Annotated in this window: 24 protein-coding genes and 1 riboswitch; of the genes, 13 read left to right on the plus strand and 11 right to left on the minus strand. The window is 70.3% G+C overall.

The features are described 5' to 3' along the window. The first annotated feature begins 135 nt into the window (after positions 1-135). Complete coding sequence (locus OG194_RS40430; RefSeq protein WP_327405681.1) at positions 136-375, plus strand: toxin-antitoxin system HicB family antitoxin; 240 nt, start codon at positions 136-138, stop codon at positions 373-375. 4 nt (positions 376-379) lie between these two features. Beyond that, positions 380-754 carry a fic family toxin-antitoxin system, toxin component gene (locus OG194_RS40435; protein ID WP_327405682.1) on the plus strand — a complete coding sequence of 125 codons (375 nt, stop codon included), beginning with the start codon at positions 380-382 and terminating at the stop codon, positions 752-754. On the opposite strand, the gene OG194_RS40440 is transcribed toward OG194_RS40435, so the two are convergent. Next, entirely contained in the window at positions 755-1,450 is a 696-nt protein-coding gene (locus tag OG194_RS40440; RefSeq protein ID WP_327405683.1) for a class I SAM-dependent methyltransferase, read from the minus strand. It lies immediately after the preceding gene. A 102-nt stretch (positions 1,451-1,552) separates the two neighbouring features. Continuing rightward, entirely contained in the window at positions 1,553-2,239 is a 687-nt protein-coding gene (locus OG194_RS40445) for an esterase/lipase family protein (RefSeq protein WP_327405684.1), read from the minus strand. A 223-nt stretch (positions 2,240-2,462) separates the two neighbouring features. Between OG194_RS40445 and OG194_RS40450 the strand changes: the two genes are divergently transcribed. Further along, a complete protein-coding gene (locus tag OG194_RS40450; RefSeq protein WP_327407365.1) occupies positions 2,463-4,625 on the plus strand; it encodes a helix-turn-helix transcriptional regulator in 2,163 nt (720 codons plus the stop codon). Here the strand turns inward: OG194_RS40450 and bioD are convergent. Genes bioD through bioB form a run of 3 tightly spaced genes read right to left on the minus strand, consistent with a single transcriptional unit; the run spans position 4,622 to position 7,866 of the window. Continuing rightward, the gene (bioD, locus tag OG194_RS40455) at positions 4,622-5,371 is read right to left on the minus strand and encodes a dethiobiotin synthase (protein WP_327405685.1); all 750 of its coding nucleotides are present in this window, start codon (positions 5,369-5,371) and stop codon (positions 4,622-4,624) included. The two genes, OG194_RS40450 and bioD, sit on opposite strands and share 4 nt — an antisense overlap. Before the next feature lies 1 nt (position 5,372). Next, positions 5,373-6,665 carry an adenosylmethionine--8-amino-7-oxononanoate transaminase gene (locus tag OG194_RS40460; protein ID WP_327405686.1) on the minus strand — a complete coding sequence of 431 codons (1,293 nt, stop codon included), beginning with the start codon at positions 6,663-6,665 and terminating at the stop codon, positions 5,373-5,375. Further along, on the minus strand, positions 6,658-7,866 hold the full coding sequence (gene bioB, locus OG194_RS40465) for a biotin synthase BioB (protein ID WP_327405687.1): 1,209 nt from the start codon (positions 7,864-7,866) through the stop codon (positions 6,658-6,660). Before bioB ends, OG194_RS40460 begins: the two co-directional genes overlap by 8 nt. Positions 7,867-8,012: 146 nt before the next feature. Between bioB and OG194_RS40470 the strand changes: the two genes are divergently transcribed. Beyond that, positions 8,013-9,140, plus strand: a complete 1,128-nt coding sequence (locus tag OG194_RS40470; RefSeq protein ID WP_327405688.1) for an 8-amino-7-oxononanoate synthase — start codon at positions 8,013-8,015, stop codon at positions 9,138-9,140. A 41-nt stretch (positions 9,141-9,181) separates the two neighbouring features. Here OG194_RS40470 and OG194_RS40475 read toward each other — a convergent pair whose 3' ends face one another. Together OG194_RS40475 and OG194_RS40480 are read right to left on the minus strand one after the other, a co-directional pair. Then, entirely contained in the window at positions 9,182-9,406 is a 225-nt protein-coding gene (locus OG194_RS40475; RefSeq protein ID WP_327405689.1) for a DUF397 domain-containing protein, read from the minus strand. Between the two features lie 9 nt (positions 9,407-9,415). Then, positions 9,416-10,285: a helix-turn-helix domain-containing protein gene (locus OG194_RS40480; protein ID WP_327405690.1), complete on the minus strand. Its 870-nt coding sequence runs from the start codon at positions 10,283-10,285 to the stop codon at positions 9,416-9,418. A 212-nt stretch (positions 10,286-10,497) separates the two neighbouring features. Here OG194_RS40480 and OG194_RS40485 point away from each other — a divergent pair, with 212 nt between their 5' ends. Further along, complete coding sequence (locus tag OG194_RS40485) at positions 10,498-10,956, plus strand: ATP-binding protein (protein ID WP_327405691.1); 459 nt, start codon at positions 10,498-10,500, stop codon at positions 10,954-10,956. A gap of 106 nt (positions 10,957-11,062) precedes the next feature. On the opposite strand, the gene OG194_RS40490 is transcribed toward OG194_RS40485, so the two are convergent. The 3 genes from OG194_RS40490 to OG194_RS40500 all read right to left on the minus strand — a co-directional run bounded on the left by OG194_RS40490 (position 11,063) and on the right by OG194_RS40500 (position 13,010). Then, positions 11,063-11,536 (minus strand): C40 family peptidase, encoded by a 474-nt coding sequence (locus tag OG194_RS40490; RefSeq protein ID WP_019059527.1) that lies wholly within the window; start codon positions 11,534-11,536, stop codon positions 11,063-11,065. A gap of 3 nt (positions 11,537-11,539) precedes the next feature. Next, positions 11,540-11,719: riboswitch (cyclic di-AMP (ydaO/yuaA leader) on the minus strand. A gap of 339 nt (positions 11,720-12,058) precedes the next feature. Beyond that, positions 12,059-12,367, minus strand: a complete 309-nt coding sequence (locus OG194_RS40495; RefSeq protein ID WP_266766684.1) for a hypothetical protein — start codon at positions 12,365-12,367, stop codon at positions 12,059-12,061. Positions 12,368-12,374: 7 nt separating this feature from the next. Beyond that, entirely contained in the window at positions 12,375-13,010 is a 636-nt protein-coding gene (locus tag OG194_RS40500) for an ATP-dependent Clp protease proteolytic subunit (RefSeq protein WP_327405692.1), read from the minus strand. A 63-nt stretch (positions 13,011-13,073) separates the two neighbouring features. On the opposite strand from OG194_RS40500, the gene OG194_RS40505 reads away from it, so the two are divergent. From OG194_RS40505 to OG194_RS40540, 8 genes are all read left to right on the plus strand, one after another. Next, the gene (locus OG194_RS40505; protein ID WP_327405693.1) at positions 13,074-13,370 is read left to right on the plus strand and encodes a type II toxin-antitoxin system Phd/YefM family antitoxin; all 297 of its coding nucleotides are present in this window, start codon (positions 13,074-13,076) and stop codon (positions 13,368-13,370) included. A gap of 286 nt (positions 13,371-13,656) precedes the next feature. Beyond that, on the plus strand, positions 13,657-13,959 hold the full coding sequence (locus OG194_RS40510) for an urease subunit gamma (RefSeq protein WP_019059531.1): 303 nt from the start codon (positions 13,657-13,659) through the stop codon (positions 13,957-13,959). Between the two features lie 9 nt (positions 13,960-13,968). Continuing rightward, on the plus strand, positions 13,969-14,280 hold the full coding sequence (locus tag OG194_RS40515) for an urease subunit beta (RefSeq protein WP_327405694.1): 312 nt from the start codon (positions 13,969-13,971) through the stop codon (positions 14,278-14,280). Beyond that, positions 14,273-15,994 carry an urease subunit alpha gene (locus tag OG194_RS40520; RefSeq protein ID WP_327405695.1) on the plus strand — a complete coding sequence of 574 codons (1,722 nt, stop codon included), beginning with the start codon at positions 14,273-14,275 and terminating at the stop codon, positions 15,992-15,994. The genes OG194_RS40515 and OG194_RS40520 overlap by 8 nt, the downstream gene beginning before the upstream one ends. Next, positions 15,994-16,668 (plus strand): urease accessory protein UreF, encoded by a 675-nt coding sequence (locus tag OG194_RS40525; RefSeq protein WP_327405696.1) that lies wholly within the window; start codon positions 15,994-15,996, stop codon positions 16,666-16,668. Before OG194_RS40520 ends, OG194_RS40525 begins: the two co-directional genes overlap by 1 nt. Before the next feature lie 240 nt (positions 16,669-16,908). Beyond that, the gene (ureG, locus tag OG194_RS40530) at positions 16,909-17,586 is read left to right on the plus strand and encodes an urease accessory protein UreG (protein ID WP_327405697.1); all 678 of its coding nucleotides are present in this window, start codon (positions 16,909-16,911) and stop codon (positions 17,584-17,586) included. Continuing rightward, positions 17,574-18,341, plus strand: a complete 768-nt coding sequence (locus tag OG194_RS40535; protein WP_442811701.1) for an urease accessory protein UreD — start codon at positions 17,574-17,576, stop codon at positions 18,339-18,341. Before ureG ends, OG194_RS40535 begins: the two co-directional genes overlap by 13 nt. Before the next feature lie 134 nt (positions 18,342-18,475). Continuing rightward, a complete protein-coding gene (locus OG194_RS40540) occupies positions 18,476-20,086 on the plus strand; it encodes an alpha/beta hydrolase (protein WP_327405698.1) in 1,611 nt (536 codons plus the stop codon). Between the two features lie 122 nt (positions 20,087-20,208). Here the strand turns inward: OG194_RS40540 and OG194_RS40545 are convergent, their stop codons facing one another. Then, positions 20,209-20,928 carry a lysophospholipid acyltransferase family protein gene (locus OG194_RS40545; protein ID WP_327405699.1) on the minus strand — a complete coding sequence of 240 codons (720 nt, stop codon included), beginning with the start codon at positions 20,926-20,928 and terminating at the stop codon, positions 20,209-20,211. Positions 20,929-21,102 lie beyond the last annotated feature (174 nt).

Genomic DNA, 21,102 nt, shown 5'->3' on the forward strand with positions numbered 1-21,102 from the left:
GATATCCCCCGTGCGACCGAGGCGGTCTCCACCCCAGGTCGGGCCCCCGATACCGGTGTAAGGGGCACTCTCCACCCGCCGTCTCCTCCCGCTGAGCCCTTGCCGGTGCTAGCAATCCGGCGCTAGCGTCTAGGTATGGCGAAGACCCAGCTGAACGTACGCGTGGACGAGGGCACCGCCCGCGCGGCCCGTGAACGTGCCCTGGCGCGCGGCATGAGCGTCAACCGCTACATAGAAGAGCTGGTCAGACAGGACACCGGGGAGGCCGGCCACACCTTCGTCGAGGCCGCGGCCGACTTCATGAAGCAGTACGAGTCCGTCTTCGCCGACGAGTTCGGCAACGACGGGAAGCACACCCGCGAAGGTCGCCGCTGATCCGTTGAGCAATCTCAGGATCGACCTCGCCTGGCTGCTGATGCTCGCCGAACACAACACACCCGGAGACCCCCAGGTCACCGACTGGGGCGCGCTCGTCGCCGCCGTCGCGCGCCACCAGGCCGACATATTCGACGTCCCCGTCTACGACAGCCCGTACGCGCGCGCCGCGTCCTTACTCCAACTCCTCATCCACGTCCCCGCGTTGGAGCGCTCGAACGCCCTCTTCGCCTCCGCCGTCGCGTACGCCTACCTCGTCGCCAGCGGCCTGAAGGTCGTCACCTCGCCCGAACAGGTCCGCGATCTGGCCCGGTTGGTCAAGAGCGGCGAGGCGTCGGTCGACGAGATCGCGCAGGAGTTGCGCCAGTGGAGCCTGTGATCACTCCTCTGTGTCAGGGCGCCACGCGGTGCCGAGGACGCAGTACGAGCTGGGCAGCGCCGGTCCCTTCTCCGGGATCAACACCCGCCGGTACGGCCCGAGTTCGAACCCCGCGTCGCGCAGCGCGGCGACCGGGTCGCGGGCCAGATGGCAGCCGCCGTTCAGCGGCGGCCACAGCGTGCGGTCCAGGGCGCGCTGGGTGAACGTCATCGCCGGTCCGCCGCCCGGGCCGTGCTCGAAGAACCGCACGACTCCACCGGGCCGCAGCACCCGCCGCGCCTCCGCGAGCGCCCGCGGCACGTCGCGCACGCTGCACAGCACCAGAGACAGCACGACCGCGTCGAAGGCCTCGCTCTTGACGGGCAGCTTCTCGGCCGCGCCCGGCACCACGTCGACGGGTACCTCGGAGCGGAGCGCGGACTCCACGGCGAGCTGCCGCAGAGTCCGCTCGGGTTCGATCGCGACGATCTCCGAGACGGCGCTCGGATAGTGCGCGAAGTTCAGGCCGTTCCCGGCCCCGATCTCGATCACCCGCCCGGAGAGCCCCGCGAGCAGCCGGTCCCGCATCCCGGCGAGACCGAACCGCGACTCGGCGCTCACGCTGAAACGGGCGTAGTAACGGGCGAACAGCGGGTGGTGGACGGCGTCCCGCGGCACAGCGCCGACTGTGCCGGAGCCTGCGGACCGTAGCGGCATGACGACCTCCCGGACCGGACCGAAACCGGTCTCTACCGAGATTGTCCCCCCTGCCGCCCTTGACCATCCCCGCTGCCGCCGGGGAAGGAACAGGGCCGGGTATCAGGAGATGAAGTCCCGGACCTGCTCGTAGACGCCGTAGTCGTTGTTCATGTCGGTGTGCGAGATGCACCCGACGTCCACGTTGGTCGCGCCGCTCAGCTCGGCCGAGGTGTCCGGGTCGATCGCCGCGTCGCAGTCCGACCAGTAGGCCGCGTACGACACGCTGCCCGGCGTCTCGTCACCGGAGTTGAGCGCCGTGAGGAACGAACTCCCGGTCTGCATCTCCTTGCAGGAGGTGTACAGCCAGCCGCAGAGCGAGGCGATGCTCGTCCCGTGGTTCACCCCGGCGACCGACACGAAGTCGTCGACGTACGAGGTCCCGCCGAGGTTCTTCAGGTAGTAGCGGCTGTTGAGCGCACCCATGGAGTGGACCACCAGGTCGACCTTCGAGGCGCCGGTGCTGGCGAGGACGGACTTGATGTAGGTCGACAGCGTCGACGCGGTCGTGACGTTCGACTTCGTCCAGTCGTAAGAGATCGCGTACAGCTCGGAGGACGAGTAGCCGTCCGCCTCGAAGTCCGCGATCCAGTCGTCCCAGCTTGTGGAGTCGCTGCTCAGACCGTGCACGAACACGATCGGGTTGTGGCTCGCCGCGTGAGCGGGCGTCGAGGCCAGGGAGAGTGACAGAAGGAGCGAGGTGGTCACGGCCGACAGGGCCGTGGCGATGCGACGCTTGCGGCGCTGCATGATGCCTCCTGATACGGGTGGGGTTGTCAGGAGTGTCAGCGCGGGTCTACGCGCGCCGCATCGGCGAAATCGCCGGTCTTTACGGGTGAATTAACTCGCCAGTAACGTCAGTTGTGTGCTGACTCCGGTGAACCCCACTTCCCTAGACCGCACTTCGCCCCTCTCGCGCACCGACACAGGGCGAACCCTCGACCCCGCGCTCCCCGAAGGGGTCCGCATCCGCATGCTGCGCGCGGTCTACGGTGATCCGCGCGCCGCCGCCGAACTCCTCCCGCGCCTGACCCCACGCCAGACCGCGGGCCTCGACCCCCTCCCGACCGAACCGGCGTCCCTGGCACCGGAGTTGCTGACCCGGCACCGCCGGGAGATCCGGGCCCTGCCCGACGACACGCGGTTGCTGTTGCTGCTCGCGGCGGCGGACCAGTACCCGGTCGCCACGCATGCTTTCCTGCGGGCTGTCGCGGCGGCCCGACTCGACACCCGGCCCCTCGAAGCCGCCGAGACGGCCGGGGTCGCGCACGCGACGGCCGGCGGGGTCGTCTTCCGCGACGCGTGGACGAGGATCGCCGCGTACGAGACCGGGTCACCGGCGGACCGGCGGGACGTCCACCGGTTGCTGGCACGGGTGTTGCGTACCGAGGGTGAGACGCCGCGGCGTTCCTGGCACCGGGGCGCGGGAGCGCTCGGCCCCAGCGTGCGCCTCACCGCGGAACTCCGTACGGCCGCGCAACAGGCACGCGACGCCGGCGAACACCCCCTCGCCTGCGCCCTCGTGGAACGCGCCGCCGCGCTCTCCAGCGACCCGCGTGAGCAGTCCCGCCTCCTCAACCGTGCCGCCGGCGACGCCTGGCAGTCCGGGGAGGGGGACCGGGCGCGAAGACTCGCGGCCACGACGGACAGCGACGCGTTGAACGGCGTGTTCGCCCTGCGGGCGGGGAACGCGGCGGAGGCGTTCGACGCGCTGCTAACGGCTGTGGCGCGGCGCGAACTGGAGGGATCCGGTGCCGACTTGAGACCGGCGTCCGGGTCGACCGAGGTACCCCGCATGGTCGCCCTACCCCGAACTCCCGCTCCCGACCACGCCGTTCACCTCCTCGCCCGCGCCACCGAAGCCGCCATATACACCGGTGACCTGAGACGGTGTCGGGAGGCGGCGGCCGTCGCCTCCCGGGTCGGGATCGTGCCGCACGGGACGCTCGGGGGACTGGCCGCCGCGTTCGAGGGGCGGTACGAGGACGCGCGGGATCTGCTCAAGGCCGCCGCCGGGAGATGCGGACCTGGAGGGGACCCCACCCTCCTCATCCACGCGGGGATCGCCGCGTTGATGCTCGGCGACCACACCCGCGCCACCACCGCCACCGTGCGGGCGGCGGCCTCGGCCCGCGCGCGGGGCGCGACCGTGGTCGTGGCGCAGGCGATGGAGTTCCGGGCGTACGCCGAGTTCTGGACCGGGCATCCGAGGGCCGCCGAGACGGCCACCGCCGATGCCCTGTGGCAGGCGCACGCCACCGGTCAGGACAACGGCGCCTGCCATCTGCAAGCAGCGCTCGCCATGTTCGCGGCGCTCACCGGGGACGGCGACGTCTGCCGGGAACGCGCCGCCGTCGCCCGCTCGTACGCCCTGGGCCGAGGCCTGGGCCTACCGGCCGCCCTCGCGCAATGGGCACTCGCCTACCTCGACCTCAGCAGCGGCCGTTTCGCCGCCGCGGCGGCCCGGCTGCGCGCGCTCGCCGGGTTCGGGCCGGGCCACGGCCACCGGGCCATCCGCCACCTCGCCACCCCGCACTACGTCGAGGCGGCCGTCCGCAGCGGCGACACCCGTATCGCCCGCGCCGCACACGCCGACTACGACCGCTGGGCACGCGCCGTCCGCAGCCCCGACGACCTTGCCCTGAGCGCCCGTTGCCGGGCCCTGCTCGCACCCGGCGACGAGGCGGTCGAGCACTACCGCACAGCCCTCGACCTGCACGCGCGCGGCACCCGCGACTTCGAACGGGCCCGCACCGAGCTGCTGTTCGGCGGCGCACTACGCCGACTACGTCGCCGCACCGAGGCCCGCGACCGCCTGCACACCTCGCTGGAGGCCTTCGAGTCCTTCGGCGCCCCGCACTGCGCCGCCCAGGCCCGCGCCGAACTCCGTGCCCTCGGCACCCCGGTGGCCGCGACCGCCCTCCCCACACCCGGAGCCCCCACAACCTGCCTGACCGCCCAGCAACTGATGGTCGCCCGCATGGCCGCCGACGGCGCCACCAACCGAGAGATCGCCGTCCGCCTCGCCCTCAGCCCACGCACGATCGACCACCACCTGCGCGGCGTCTTCAGCCGGTTGGGCATCCGGTCCCGTATCGAACTGGTACGGCTGCTGGCCGAAGAGGAGGTCTCCTAGGCCGCGCCGGTCGAGCGGGGGTTCCAGGACGGCGGCGCCTCCCGCCCCCCGAACCCCTCCGCATCCCACACCCCGTCAAGCCGCGGCGCCACCCAACTCGGCGCCGCAGCACGGAAGTCCGCCGGTGTCAGCACCCCCGCGCCCTCCGGCAACGCCCCGAGCAGTGGTGCCCCCGCCACCTCCGGCAGGTCGGCCACGTTGCAACGCGACGCCAGGTCGGGCGAGATGGGCCAGCTGCCGATCACCACGCCCAGCAAGTCGAGGCCCTGGGAACGGAGTTCACGGGCCGTCAGTTCCGTGGTGTTCAGGGTGCCGAGGCCCGCCGACGCCACCACCAGGACCGGCGCCCCCAGCAGCCGCGCCGCGTCCGCCAGTGTGCCGCCCTCCGCGTCGAACCGTACGAGCAGCCCGCCCGCGCCCTCGACCAGTACCAGGTCGTGCTCGGTGGCCAACTTCTGGGCGGCTTCGGCGATTTCGTGCGGGTGTACCGGTGCGAGACCGGCTCGGCGGGCGGCCGTGCCGGGGGCCAACGGCTCGGGATACCGGGCGAGTTCGGTCGCCGTGACGGCGCCCGCGAGCCTCGCCACCTCGTCGGCGTCCCCGCGCTCGTCCGGCCGTAGACCCGTCTGGGCGGCCTTCAGGACGGCCACCGTGCGGCCGGCCGCGAGCGCCGTCGCCGCTACCGCGGCCGTGGTGATCGTCTTGCCGACCTCCGTGCCCGTGCCCGTGATCACCAGTACCGGCATGTCATCCCTCCCGCGCCGCCGCGCACACCGCGCGGGCGATCCGAGCCAGGTCGGCGTCGCCCGTGACGTACGGCGGCATCGTGTAGACGAGGTCGCGGAACGGCCGTAGCCACACGCCCTCGCGTACGGCCGCGTCCGTGGCGGCCTTCATGTCCACGTCGTGGTCGAGTTGGACCACGCCGATGGCGCCGAGGACGCGGACGTCGCGGACGCCCGGGATCTCCCGCGCCGGGGCCAGGCCCTCCCGCAATCCCGTCTCGATGCGCTTGACCTCCGTCAACCAGTCCTGGTTCAGGAGGAGTTCGATCGAGGCGCAGGCCACGGACGCCGCCAGCGGGTTGCCCATGAACGTGGGGCCGTGGGCCAGGATCGGTACCTCGCCCCGCGAGATGCCCTCGGCCACGCGTGACGTGCACAGCGTCGCCGCCATCGTCAGGTAGCCGCCGGTCAGCGCCTTGCCCACGCACATCACGTCCGGCGTCACCGCCGCGTGCTCCGCCGCGAACAGCGCGCCCGTGCGGCCGAAACCCGTCGCGATCTCGTCGAACACCAGCAGCACGTCGTGCGCGTCGCACGCCTCGCGCAGCACCCGCAGATACGCGGGGGAGTGGAACCGCATCCCGCCCGCGCCCTGCACCACCGGCTCCACGATGACCGCGGCCAGTTCGTGCGCGTGCCGTCCGATCAGCTCGTGCAGATGGTCGGCGTACGACTCCTCGTACTCGGCTGGAGGCGCGTCCGCGAAGATCTGTTGAGGCAGCACTCCTGCCCACAGCTCGTGCATTCCGCCCTCGGGGTCGCACACCGACATCGGATGCCAGGTGTCACCGTGGTAGCCGCCGCGCCAGGTCAGCAGGCGCTGTTTCGCGGGGCGGCCGAGCGAGCGCCAGTACTGGAGGCACATCTTCACCGCCACCTCGACCGACACCGAGCCCGAATCGGCGAGGAAGACGTGTTCCAGACCGTCGGGTGACATGTCGACAAGGAGCTTCGCCAGCCGTACGGCGGGCTCATGCGTGAGTCCGCCGAACATGACGTGGCTCATCCGGCCAAGCTGCTCCTGCGCGGCCTCGTTGAGCACGGGGTGGTTGTAGCCGTGGATCGCCGACCACCAGGATGACATCCCGTCGACCAACTCGCCCCCGCCGCCCGCCAGTCGGAGCCGCACCCCGCTCGCCGACTCCACGACGAGCGGGTCGACCCGGCCGGGCATCGGACCGTACGGATGCCAGACGTGCCGCCGGTCCAGCTCCAGCAGCTCCGGGACGGGCAGGCGGCCGGTCGGGTCAGGCATTGGGCGCGATGTCCGTTCCGGCACCTCGACGGCGTACGGAGACCAGGTCCCGGCGGACCTCGTCGACCTGCGGCACGGCAGCGGGCGTAGCGGCGGAGCTGGAACCGCAGACTCCGGCGCCCTCGTGCCCACCGCAGCCCCCACCACACCCGGCGTCGGCTCCGTCGTGCGAGCCGCAGCCGCCCGCCGCCACGGTCGCCCGGTGCTCCGGCAGCGTCACCTCGCCCGCGCCCTCCACCTCGAAGCCCGCGTCCGCGATCATCTCCAGGTCGGCGTGGCCGGCCTGGCCCTCACTGGTGAGGTAGTCGCCGAGGAAGATCGAGTTGGCGAGGTTCAGGGCGAGGGGCTGCATCGTGCGCAGGTGGACCTCGCGGCCGCCCGCGATGCGGACCTCGACGTCCGGGCAGACGAAGCGGACCATCGCGAGGATGCGCAGACAGCGCTGCGGGGTGAGGTGCCACTCGGCGGCGAGCGGGGTGCCCTCCATCGGGATCAGGAAGTTCACCGGCACCGAGTCCGGGTCGAGGTCGCGGAGGGAGAAGACGACGTCGATCAGGTCCTCGTCCGTCTCGCCCATGCCGGCGATCAGGCCGGAGCAGGCGGACAGACCGGCCGCGTGCGCCTTCTGCACGGTGTCGACGCGGTCGGCGTACGTGTGGGTGGTGGTGATGTCGCCGTACGTCGACTCGGACGTGTTGAGGTTGTGGTTGTAGGCATCCGCGCCGGCCTCGCGCAGCCGGTCGGCCTGGCCGTCGGAGAGCAGGCCGAGGCAGGCGCACACCTCGACGCCCTCGTTCTGGTCCTTGATCGCCTTGATGGTGCCGGCGACCCGGTCCACGTCCCGGTCGGTCGGACCCCGGCCGGAGGCGACCAGGCAGACACGCTTGGCACCTCCCGCCACACCGGCCGCGGCGGCCTTCGAGGCGGCGTCGGGTTTCAGCCACGTGTACTTCAGGATCTCGGCCTTGGAGCCGAGCCGCTGCGAGCAGTACGAGCAGTCCTCGGGGCACAGGCCGGACTTCAGGTTGACGAGGTAGTTGAGCTTCACCCGTCGGCCGAACCAGTGCCGGCGCACCTTTCCGGCCGCGGCCACGACATCCAGCAGGTCGTCGTCCGAGGTGGAGAGGACGGCGAGAGCTTCCGCGCGGGTCGGCAGCTCGCGCCGAAGCCCCTTGTCCACGAGCGTGTTCAGCAGGTCCATGAGATCCGATCCTGTCCTACGGGACCGCTTGCGGCCAAGGAGAGAATGCACAAGACATGGGGCTGGGCGTGTGGGTATCACCACACCATGGGCGGCTCGTCGTCCGATTAGTGTCTGTGCACTGCCTACAAAAGCCCGGAGGAACCATGGCGTTCGGCTGGATCGACGAGCAGGCGGAGCAGCGCCGTCGCGCCGGGCTCGTACGGACCCTGCGGCCCCGGCCCGCCGACTCGCCGCTCCTCGATCTCGCGAGCAACGACTACCTGGGTCTGGCCCATCACCCCGAGGTCGTCGAGGGCGCCGCCGACGCGGCGCGGACCTGGGGTGGGGGGTCGACCGGGTCACGGCTCGTCACCGGTACGACCGAGCTGCATGCCCAACTGGAGCGCGAACTGGCCGAGTTCACCGGGTTCGGGGCCGCCCTCGTCTTCTCCTCCGGCTACGCGGCCAACCTCGCCGCGGTCACCACGCTCGCGCCGCACGGCTCGCTGATCGTCTCCGACGCGGGCAACCACGCCTCGCTGATCGACGGCTGCCGGCTGGCGCGGGGTGCGACCCAGGTCGTAGGGCATGCGGACCCGGACGGGGTGCGCAAGGCGCTGCGGACGCACGACGGGCAGGCCGTCGTCGTGTCCGACTCGGTGTTCTCCGTGGACGGGGACGCGGCGCCGGTGCGGGCGCTCGCCGAGGCGTGCCGGGAGTTCGGGGCCGGGTTGCTGCTCGACGACGCGCACGGGCTCGGGGTGCTGGGCGAGGGCGGGCGCGGGGCGCCGTACGCGGCGGGGCTCGCGGGCGGTGAGGACGTGGTCGTGACGGTGACCTTGTCCAAGTCGCTCGGCAGTCAGGGCGGTGCCGTGCTCGGGCCGGCGCGGGTCATCGACCATCTGGTCAACGCGGCGCGGACGTTCATCTTCGACACGGGGCTCGCGCCCGCCGCCGCGGGTGCGGCGCTGGCGGCGCTCACCCTGCTGCGGCGCGAACCCGAGCGGGCCGCCCGGGCCCGCGCCGTGGCGGGTGAACTGCACACGCGGCTGACCGCGGCGGGTCTGGAAGCGGTACGTCCGGACGCCGCCGTGGTCTCGGTGCGTGCGCCGTCCCCGGAGGCGGCCGTGCAATGGGCGGCCGACTGCCGTACGGCAGGGCTGGCCGTGGGCTGCTTCCGTCCTCCTTCCGTGCCCGACGGCATCTCACGGCTCAGGCTGACCGCCCGAGCGGACCTCTCCGGGGCCGAGATCGAACGCGCTGTACGTGTGATCGGCGAGACGCGACCATGAGTCGGCGTTACACGGTCGTGCGTCGCTGACGGGCGGAAAGGTCAGTGGAACGTGGCGAGGAAGCCCGTCCAGCTTTCGGGGGAGAAGAGCAGGGCGGGTCCTTGCGGGTCCTTCGAGTCGCGTACGGCGAGCAGCCCCGCGCGGGGGCCTGAGCGCGGACGAGCCGCCTCGACGCAGTTGTTCGCTCCCGTGCTGTAGCTGCTGCGCAGCCACCGCACACCGGACAGTTCAGAACTGGAAGGTACGTTCCGAGGCAGTGCAGACATGGTGCCTCCTTACGCGCCGTCACCTATCCCGGCGATGTAATCCGACGAATCATCGGGCGAAAGGGCGTGGAACTGAAGGGTGTTGAAGGCCTCGCTGTAGGCCTCTAGGTCTTCTTTCCGTTCGAGGTAGAGGCTACTCGTCAAGTGGTCTAGAACAACCACGTCCAGATCAGAAGTGCTCGGAAAGGAGAAGATAACGAAAGGTCCGGTGATGCCGATGTGTGCTCCTGCGGCGAACGGCAGTACCTGAAGCCTCACTTGGGGCAGCTTGGCCGCCTCCACGAGCCGGACCAGCTGACGTGCCATCACCCCCGGCCCGCCGACCTCGCGCCGCAGCACCGCCTCGTCGAGGACCACGCTCAGCTCCAGCGGCGGATCCGCGCGCAGCACGTCCTGCCGGGCCAACCGCACCTGTACCAGCGCGTCGAGCCGCTCGGGGCCGTCGTTGTCGAGGCCTCCCACGGCTGCCCGGGTCACCGCCCGGGCGTACTCGGGGGTCTGAAGCAGACCGGGGACCACCGAGGTCTCCAGGGTGCGGAGCGTGCTGGCCTGTGACTCCAGGCTGATGAAGTCCCGGTAGGCGGGCGGCAGTACACCGCGATAGGCGTGCCACCAGTGGTGCCGGCCGCCGCCGTCGTCGGAGCCGGCCAACACGAGGAGCATGTCCCGAAGTTGTGGGTCGCCGACCTGGTAGGCGTCCAGGAGTAACCGGACGTCGGGCGGTTTCACGCCACTCGCGCCGGTCTCGATGCGGCTCACCTTCGACTGGTGCCAGCCGACCAACCGGGCCGCCTCACCGCTGGTGAGCCCCGCCTCCGCACGCAACGCGCGCAGTTCCGCGCCCAGTTTCCGGCGGCGCACCGCGGGACCGTACTGCATGGGTTTCTCCTTACTCCTTCCGAGCCGCCCAAATACGGTCTGGGGTCGCAGAGTTCACCGCTTCGAGCGACAGATATATGCATATCTTGGTGGATCGCCACCGTTACCGACGCGGTAATGGCAGTCTGGCGAAGAAGCACCAGTCCGGGACCGTACTCGAACCATCCGCTCCGTGTCGGACACCGGTCCCGCGGGAAAGGGACGACCGCGCCATGGCAGACCATCTGGAAGCATCCGTCACTCTGCCGAGCGATCCCGCCTCGGTCTCCACCGCCCGCACCTATGTCGTCGGGACCCTGGTGGAATGGGGACTTCCGGCGGACACGGAGGTCGCCGACACCATCCGCCTCATCGTCTCCGAACTCGCCACCAACGCCGTACAGCACACCTTCGGGCAGTCACCCACCTTCACGGTGGACATGGAGCTGGAGCGTGACGAACGGCTGCGCATCGGGGTCACCGACAGCCATCCCCGGTTCCCGAAACGCCTGCCGGCCGCCGTCCAGCAGGACAACGGCCGGGGCATGGTGATCATCCGCTGGCTGACCGCGGAGTGCGGCGGCAAACTCAAGGTCCGGCCCACCCTGGAGGGCGGCAAGACGGTCTCCATCGAGGTGCCCTGGACGGTACCGGCCCGACCGGTGACCACGGCGGGCCAGCAGGAGCCGTAGAGCCGCCGTCTTCCGAACGTCTCCGTCCCCGAACGTCCCTGGACACCCGAGGGGGGTGGCGGCCTGTCAGGTGGCCGCCACCCCCCTCGGGAGATTCGGACAGGTCCTAGCTGACCCGGCCGTACCAGACGCTCTTGGTCCAGATCTTCTGCAGCCTCACCACGTCCCCGGTCTTCGGGGCGTGCCAGATCTTTCCCTTGCCGGCGTAGATGCCGACGTGGTAGACGCTGGAGCCCGAGTGGAAGAAGACGAGGTCCCCGGCCTTGCGGCTCTTGGCCGAGATGTGGTGGGACTTGTTGTACTGCTGGGCCGCCGTACGGGGCAGTTTCTTGCCTGCCTTCTTGTACGAGTACAGCGTGAGCCCGGAGCAGTCGAAGCGGCCCGGTCCGGTGGCCCCGTACCTGTACGGGGCGCCCTTCTTGGACGCCGCGACCTGGAGTGCCTTCGTCGCGGGTGTCGCGGCCGCGGCGTCGGATGCGACGCCCGGTATCACGACGGAACCGCCAACAGCGGCGATGGCGAAGGCCGAGGCCGTACCGGCCCTGACCATCAGCGACGGGACACGATTGAGCGCAGTCATGCGCAACCCTTCGTCAGCCGCCTGTGAAAGATGACCTGTCGGATTCGGGCTGACAAAGTTGCCCGGCCGCTGACGCGGCTTCACCCCAAGGGCTGCTCGACCCGGTCATGGCGTGACCGTCCCGGCGACCCGACGTGCTTGGGTCCTCCACTCCTGCCGATGCACTCCTGTCGACCTGTCATCCGGGTGGCGGCAGGACTCGGCGTCCGCCCGGATCGCCCCGCCGCTGCGGCGGGGTCTTGTCGTCAGACAGGGATCTTCACCTATGAATGTCCGAAAAGCCCAACGGAACCGGGGATTTGTGGGGTTACTCACCACTCACCCGTTCGGGTGGACAGCCCCGTGTTCGAAGGGGTGTCGAGGGGTTCCAGGCCCTCGGACCAGCACCGGAACCCTTCATGCGGCCCTCGGGCTACGCGTGTTGCGCAACCCGGACGGCCGTATGGGCGGAGCGGCGACTACTCCGATCGGGGGTACGCCGTTCGGCTCGTTTCGCCCCCGGCCGGAACGGCTCCGGGTCCGTCAACTGTCGGAGGGTGCGGGGATGGTGACGCGCGCCGTGCGGCGCTCCCCGTCCAGCACGCGCAGCGCCCGCGCGAGCGTGGGGGCGTGCAGTTCGGTCTCGCCCCGCTGGTGCATCAGCGCCAGCGCGTCCCGCAGCTCGGCGGCCTTGGCCACGAGCGCCTGAGCGGCCCTCAGACCACGATACGTGTCACCGTCGTGCGCCGGGTTGATACGGCCGAGCAGGTCGGCCACATCCAGGTAACGGTCGATCAACTCGCCCTCGGCGCGCGTCAGTGCGGGCAGCGGAGGCAGTTCCGGCGGCAGCATCGTCGGCTCACTCCCCGCCCGGCTCGGTGAGCGAGGTCTTGCGGGTCGACACGATCCGGTCCACCAACCCGTATTCCAGGGCCTGTTGGGCATCCATGATCCGGTCCCGCTCGATGTCGGCGCTCACCTGTGCCACCGTCCGGCCCGTGTGCAGGGCGAGCAGTTCCTCCAGTTGGACCCGCGTGCGCGCCAACTCCTCGGCCTGGATGGCGAGATCACTCGCCTGACCCTGGATCGGCTCGGGGAACGAGGGCTGGTGGAGCACCACCCGCGCACCCGGCAGCGCGGACCGCTTGCCCGGGGTGCCCGCTGCCAGCAGCAGCGCCGCGGAGGTGCCGGCCTGGCCGAGGCAGACCGTCTCCACGTCACACGTGACGAACCGCAACGTGTCGTAGATCGCCGACATCGCGGTGAACGATCCGCCGGGCGAGTTGATGTACAGCGAGATGTCCCGGTCCGGTGCCTGGTATTCGAGGTGCATGAACTGGGCCATCACGTCGTTCGCCGAGATGTCGTCGATCGGCGTCCCGAGGAACACGATCCGCTCCTCCAGCAGCTTCGAGTACGGGTCGAGGGTCCGGTGCCCTGCGCTGGTGCGCTCGGTGAACTCGGGCAGGACGTGGCGGGCGGACGGTCGGGTCATGGGTACCTCTCCTTCGGCATCTGTAAGAAATGTACAGGACGTACATGACGTTATGATGGGGGTATGGCCTACGAGATTCCGGTGACGCAAGCCAGGGCTGAGCTCGCCGACCTGATCAACCGGGTGGTGTACGGCGGCGAGCGTGTCGTCGTGACGCGGCACGGCAAGCCCCTTGTCGCGCTGGTCTCCGCCGCCGACCTGGAGCGACTCGACGAACTCGACAAGCTGGACCGCCTCGACGAGCCGGCCGAGGAGCAGGTGATCAGCTCCGTCTCGCGTGTCCATGAGGTCGCGTCCGCTCCCCGCGAACGCCAGCGGTTCGGTATCGCGGCCGAGCATCGGGGGCCGAAACCCTCGTAGTGAGGGTGTGCTCTACGTGCGTAGATGTGATTGCCCTGATCACAGCTCGGTTAACTTGCTTGAAACGCCGTCCAACTAGCCTGCCGATCCACGCCACCAGGGACTTTCCCCTGAGGGCTGAGCGGGTCCGGTGCAGTCCGCTGCGGTTCGGCAGCGTCCCGAAGGGGCGCGGGGAACCGCGCGACCAGCCACCACGGGCCTTTGGACGACGTCCCGCACTCCGAGCGGAGCGTTTAGGCGGCAGCCGGACCCCGCACGGTCCGGAGCGAGGACTGTGAGGTGGGACGTGCAACTGACCCCGCACGAGCAAGAGAGGCTGCTGATCCACGTGGCGGCCGACGTGGCCGAGAAGCGCCGGGCCCGTGGTCTGAAGCTGAACCACCCCGAGGCCGTCGCCCTCATCACGTCGCACATCCTCGAAGGCGCCCGTGACGGCCGGACCGTCGCCGAGCTGATGTCCTCCGGGCGCAAGCTGCTCACCAGGGACGACGTCATGGTGGGCATCCCCGAGATGATCCACGACGTACAGGTCGAGGCGACCTTCCCGGACGGCACCAAGCTCGTCACCGTCCACGACCCGATCGTGTAGGAGGCCTCGATGATTCCCGGCGAGATCCTGTTCGCGGACGACCCGATCGTCTACAACGCGGGCCGCGAGGTCACGCGGATGACCGTCCTCAACGCCGCCGACCGGCCCGTCCAGGTCGGCTCCCACTACCACTTCGCCGAGGCCAACCCGGGCCTTGAGTTCGACCGCGTCGCCGCGCGCGGGCAACGGCTCAACGTCGCCGCCGGTACGGCCGTGCGCTTCGAACCGGGCATCCCCGTCGACGTCGAACTCGTCCCCCTCGCCGGCGCCCGGATCGTGCCCGGACTGCGCGGGGAGACCGGAGGTGCCCTCGATGCCTGAGATCTCCCGTGCCGCGTACGCGGACCTGTTCGGGCCGACCACCGGTGACCGCATCCGGCTCGCCGACACCGATCTGCTGATCGAGATCGAGGAGGACCGCAGCGGCGGTCCCGGACTCGCCGGTGACGAGGCCGTGTTCGGCGGCGGCAAGGTCATCCGCGAGTCGATGGGCCAGGCGCGTGCCTCCCGCGCGGAGGGCACCCCCGACACCGTCATCACCGGCGCCGTGATCGTCGACCACTGGGGCATCGTCAAGGCCGACGTCGGCATCCGCGACGGCCGGATCACCGGCATCGGCAAGGCCGGCAACCCCGACACCATGGACGGCATCCACCCCGACCTGGTGATCGGCCCCGAGACAGAGGTCATCGCCGGGAACGGCCGCATCCTCACGGCCGGTGCCGTCGACGCGCACGTCCACTTCATCTGCCCGCAGATCGCCGACGAGGCGCTCTCCGTCGGAGTCACCACGCTGGTCGGCGGCGGTACCGGACCCGCCGAGGGTTCCAAGGCCACGACCGTCACGCCCGGGCCCTGGCATCTCGCCCGGATGATGGCGGCGATGGAGCAGTACCCGCTCAACATCGGCTTCCTCGGCAAGGGCAACACCGTCTCGCACGACGCGATGATGTCCCAGATCCGAGGGGGAGCGCTGGGACTGAAGCTGCATGAGGACTGGGGCTCGACCCCCGCCGTCATCGACGCCTCGCTCACCGTCGCCGACCGTACGGGTGTCCAAGTCGCCATCCACACCGACACGTTGAACGAGGCCGGGTTCGTCGGTGACACCCTCGCCGCGATCGCCGGACGCGGCATCCACGCGTATCACACCGAGGGTGCGGGCGGCGGGCACGCGCCGGACATCATGACCGTGGTCTCCGAGCCGCACGTGCTGCCCAGCTCCACCAACCCGACCCGGCCCTACACCGTCAACACCGCCGAGGAACACCTCGACATGCTGATGGTCTGCCACCACCTCAACCCGGCGGTGCCCGAGGACCTGGCCTTCGCCGAGTCCCGCATCCGCCCGTCGACGATCGGCGCGGAGGACATCCTCCACGACCTCGGCGCCATCTCGATCATCTCCTCCGACGCGCAGGCGATGGGGCGGGTCGGCGAGGTCATCATGCGGACCTGGCAGACGGCGCATGTGATGAAGCGGCGGCGGGGTGCGCTGCCCGGTGACGGGCGCGCGGACAACCATCGCGTACGGCGCTACATCGCCAAGTACACGATCAACCCCGCCCTCGCACAGGGCCTCGCCCGCGAGATCGGCTCCGTCGAGACCGGCAAGCTCGCCGACCTCGTGCTGTGGGAACCGGCGTTCTTCGGCGTCAAGCCGCACCTCGTCATCAAGGGCGGACAGATCGCGTACGCGCAGATGGGCGACGCCAACGCGTCCATCCCGACGCCTCAACCCATCCTGCCGCGGCCGATGTTCGGGGCGATCGGACGGGCGCCGGCCGCCAACTCCTTCAACTTCGTCGCCCAGTTGGCGATCGAGGACGGGCTGCCGGAGCGGCTCGATCTCGGGAAGAAGTTCGTCGCGATTGAGTCGACACGTGGGGTCACGAAGGCCGACATGCGTGAGAACGATGCCCGGCCTCGTGTCCAGGTCGACCCAGACAGCTTCGCCGTGCACATCGACGGGGAGCTCGTCGAGGCGACTCCGGCGGCTGAACTGCCCATGGCTCAGCGGTACTTCCTCTTCTGATGTCCAGGGGAGCACTGCTGGTTCTGGCCGACGGGCGCTTTCCCGCCGGGGGGCACGCGCACTCCGGCGGGGCTGAGGCCGCCGTCAAGGTCGGGCGGGTCACCGGGGCGGCCAGTCTTGGTGAGTTCTGCCGGGGGCGGTTGCACACGGCCGGGCTTGTGTCCGCCGCGTTGGCCGCCGCGGCTGTACTCGGTGCCGATCCGAGGGAGTTGGACCTCGCCGCGGATGCGCGGACTCCGTCGCCCGCGTTGCGGCTGGCCTCGCGGAAGCTGGGGCGGCAGTTGATGCGGGCCGCTCGGGCGACCTGGCCGTCCGCCGAACTCGACGCCCTTGCGCGGGAGTTCCCCAAGGGGGCGCATCAGCCTGTGGTGTTGGGGCTGGTGGCTCGGTCGGCCGGGCTGGGGCCGGAGGACGCGGCGTACTGCGCGGCCTACGAGAGTGTGAGTGGGCCGGCGTCGGCGACGGTGCGGTTGCTGAGTCTTGATCCGTTCGACGCTACGGCTGTACTGGCCCGGTTGGCGCCGGAGTTGGACCTTGTCGTCGATCGGGCGGTGGAGGCGGCTCGGGGTGTGCTCGACGAGGGGGTCGACGTGCTGCCGTGTGTGTCCGCGCCCTTGCTGGAGATCGGGGCGGAGGTGCATGCGGCTTGGGCTGTGCGGTTGTTCGCGTCGTAGGGGTTTTCCTCGCCCCCGCCGCCCCTACCCGTCCCATCCCCCAGGGGCTCTGCCCCTTCGACCCCGTTCCCAGGGGGCTCCGCCCCCTGGACCCCCGGTCGGCCTGAACGGCCTCGTCCTCAAACGCCGGACGGGCTGAGTGATGCCAGCCCCGGCTGACAAGGACCCGGAGCCGCACAGCTCCGTAGGAAACAGGCCCGAAGCCGCCAGGACCCGTAGGAAACCAGAAGGAGCCGCCTTATGCACCTCGACCACATCCACGACGGCCCCGCCGCCCTCAGCGCCGACGCTCGCCGTGCCGACGGCACCCGCCGTGCCCTGCGCATCGGGCTCGGCGGGCCCGTCGGGTCCGGCAAGACCGCCACCGTCGCCGCGCTCTGCCGGACCCTGCGTGACGAACTCTCCCTCGCTGTCGTCACCAACGACATCTACACCCGCGAGGACGCCGAATTCCTGCTGCGGGAGGCCGTGTTGCCGCCCGAGCGGATCACCGCCGTGGAGACCGGGGCGTGTCCGCACACCGCTATCCGGGATGACATCTCCGCCAACCTCGAAGCCGTCGAGGATCTGGAGGACGAGGTCGGGCCGCTGGACCTGATCCTGGTCGAGTCGGGTGGGGACAATCTCACCGCCACCTTCTCCAAGGGGCTTGTCGACGCGCAGATCTTTGTCATCGACGTGGCCGGAGGGGACGACATCCCGCGCAAGGGTGGGCCCGGTGTCACCACCGCCGATCTGCTGGTCGTCAACAAGACCGACCTCGCGCCCTACGTCGGGTCCGATCTGGGGCGGATGGCCGCTGACGCCAAGGCTCAGCGGGCCGAACTGCCCGTCGTCTTCCAGTCGTTGAGGAGCGAGGCTGGAGTGGTCGATGTTGCCGGTTGGGTGCGGGAGCGGCTTGCCGCGTGGGTCGCGTGATCGTGAGCGGGGTGCGGGCCACCGCTCGGATCGTGGCTCGGGAGGACGGGCGGGGTGGTACCGCGTTGCCCGTGCTGGAGGGGGACGGGCCGCTCGCGCTGCGGCGGACCCGGGGGAGCGGGGCCGTGGCTCAGGTCATGCTCGTCGGGGCCATGAGCGGGCCGCTGGGCGGGGACCATTTCGCCGTCGAGGCGGGTGTCGAGCGGGGGGCACGGTTGCGGGTCGGGTCCGCTGCCGCCACCATCGCGCTGCCCGGGCAGGCGAAGGGGGAGTCGCGGTACGACGTTCGGCTCGGCGTCGCCGAGGACGGTGAACTGCACTGGTTGCCCGAGCAGTTGATCTCCGTGCGTGGAAGTGACCTGCGCGTGTCGACGCGCGTCGATCTCGCCGCATCCGCGCGGCTCGTACTGCGTGAGGAGCAGGTGCTCGGGCGGGTCGGGGAGGAGCCCGGGCGGCTCACCAGTCGGCTCACGCTGCGTATCGCCGGACGGACCGTCCTGGACCAGGAGTTGGCCTGTGGGCCGGGGGCGCCGGGGGGTTGGGACGGGCCCGCCGTGCTCGGGGGGCATCGCGCCGTGGGTCAACTCCTCGTCGTACGGCCGGAGTTCACCCAGGAGCCGGTCACGGCGCGCATGCTGGGGGAGTGTGCGAGCCTCGTGCCGCTCGCCGGGCCCGCTGTGCTGGTGAGCGCGATCGCCTCCGACGCGCTGCGGCTGCGGCGGGTGTTGGACGAGGCGTTGGCGTCGCTGGGGTGAGTATCCGCTGAGCGGTACGGGCGTTTCCGCTTATCGGATTGGTAAAGAAGGTCAACCGCCTCTGTTCTCAGGTGGCTCACAGCCGCGAGGATCCTCCGAGACCATTTCGCAACGATGTACGGGGAGGGGCCCACTTGAGGCACAACAGACCGAAGAGCCGGGTATTGGCGTTCGGTTCGGCCGGATTCGCGGCGGCGGCACTGATAGCCGGCGCCGTGGTGGCACCCGCGGCCAACGCGCAGACCGGTCAGACGGCAGGGCACGAGCAGGACCGTGCGGCCGCCCAGGGCGCCGCGCTCACCGCCGCCCGCGCCGCCAAGGCCGGCATCAACTGGCAGGACTGCCCCGCGGATTGGGCGCTGGCCAAGCCGGTCCAGTGCGGCTGGGTCACCGTGCCGATCGACTACACGAAGCCGAACGGCAAGAAGATCAAGCTCGCCGTCGACCGCGCCGTCAGCACGGGCACCAAGGCGGAGCGCCAGGGCGCGCTCGTCTACAACCCCGGCGGTCCGGGCGGCTCCGGACTGCGCTTCCCGCTCCGGGTCACCACCAAGAACCCGCTGTGGGTCAACACGTCCAAGGCGTACGACTTCGTGGGCTTCGACCCGCGCGGTGTCGGCCACTCGGCGCCCATCTCCTGCATCGACCCGCAGGAGTTCGTGAAGGCGCCCAAGGCTGATCCGGTACCGGACAGCACGGCCGACAAGAACGCGCAGCGCAAGCTGGCCCGTGAGTACGCCGACGGCTGCGCCAAGCGCACCGGCCGCACCATGCTCGCGCAGATGACCACGCCGAACACCGCGCGCGACCTCGACGTCATCCGCGCCGCCCTCGGCGAGAAGAAGCTCAACTACCTGGGCGTCTCCTACGGCACCTACCTCGGCGCCGTCTACGGCACCCTGTTCCCGTCCCACCTCCGCCGCATGATCGTCGACAGCGTCGTGAACCCGGCGCAGGACAACATCTGGTACGAGGCCAACCTGGGCCAGGACATCGCCTTCGAGGGCCGCTGGAAGGACTGGGAGGACTGGGTCGCCAAGAACGACGCGGCCTTCCACCTCGGCACCACGCGCGCCGCCGTCCAGGCCAAGTGGATCCAGCTGCGCGCCACCGCCAAGAAGAGCCCGCTCGGCGGGGTCGTCGGTCCGGCCGAGCTGCTCGGCTTCTTCCAGGGCGCCCCGTACTACGACTCCTCGTGGGTTCCGGTCGCCACCGCGTTCAGCAAGTACGTCGCCGGTGACCCGCAGCCGCTGATCGCCGCGGCCTCGCCCGACCTGTCGGACACCGCGGGCAACATCTCCTCGGAGAACGGCAACGCCGTCTACACGGCCGTCGAGTGCACCGACGCCAAGTGGCCGACCAGCTGGGCGAAGTGGGACAAGGACAACACGGCGCTCAACAAGCAGTACCCGTTCCTGACCTGGTCCAACGCCTGGATGAACCTGCCGTGCGCCACCTGGCCGGTCAAGCAGCAGTCCCCGGTCAAGGTCAAGACCGGCAAGGGTCTGCCGCCCGTCCTCATCGTGCAGTCGCAGCGCGACGCCGCCACGCCGTACGAGGGCGCGGTTGTCCTGCACAAGAGCTTCAAGGGCTCCCGGCTGATCACCGAGAAGGACGCCGGTTCGCACGGTGTGACCGGTCTGGTCAACCCGTGCATCAACTCCCGTGTCGACGCCTACCTGTTGACCGGCAAGCTCGACGCCGCCGACTTCACGTGCACCCCGCACGCGACGCCGGTGCCGTAGGCAGCACGTCGTAAGCAGCACGCTGTAAGTAACAAGTCGTAGGCAGTAGTTGTACGTGGTGAGGGGCGGCCGGTTCAGAACCGGCCGCCCCTCACTCACATTCACTCAGGGTTCTCGGGGTCTCAACTCAGCGGCAGGCGCGGGAACTTGCGTTCCTTCGCCGCGGCCGCCTCCTCCGCCTTCGCGACCGCCGCGTACTGGTCGACGTACTCCTGCTCGGAGAGCATGAGGATCGCGTACATGATCTCGTCGGTGATGGCGCGCAGGATCGCCTTCTCGTTCTCCATGCCTTCGTAGCGGGAGAAGTCGAGGGGCTTGCCGAAGCGGATGGTCACGGGGTGGACCTTGGGGATGACCTTGCCGGGCGGCTGGGCCTCGAAGGTGCCGATCATCGCGCAGGGGATGACGGGGACTTGGGCCCGCAACGCCATGACCGCTACGCCGACCTTGCCCTTGTACAGACGGCCGTCGTGGGAGCGCGTGCCCTCCGGGTAGATGCCGAGCAGCTCGTCCTTGCTCAGGACGCCGAGGCCCTCGCGGATCGCGGCCTGGCCCGCCTCCTTGCCGGAGCGGTCGACCGGGATCTGACCCGCGCTGCGGAAGAAGGTCGCGGTGAGGCGGCCGCGGATGCCGGGGCCGGTGAAGTACTCGGCCTTGGCGAGGAAGGTGATCCGGCGCTTGAGGACCGCCGGCATCAGGAAGTGGTCGGCGAAGGAGAGGTGGTTGCCCGCGATGATCGCCGCGCCCGACTCCGGGATGTTGTCCAGGCCCTCTATTCGGGGTCTGAAGACCAGTCTGAGCAACGGCCCCAGAATCACGTACTTAAGGAGGTAGTAGAACAAGGGGGGTCGCTCCTCACTCCGGCGGGTCGGCTCGACCGACCTGTTCTCGCAGGTCACCCGGTACCTCGTGAGCTGCCAGTGTAGGGGCAGGTGCCGCAGTGCGGAACCGGTGGCGATCAGCCCGCCGCCGGGCACGACGGAGGGCGGCGAGATCTCCTCGCCGCCCTCCAACGC

The sequence above is a fragment of the Streptomyces sp. NBC_01288 genome, from assembly GCF_035982055.1.
Classification (GTDB): domain Bacteria; phylum Actinomycetota; class Actinomycetes; order Streptomycetales; family Streptomycetaceae; genus Streptomyces.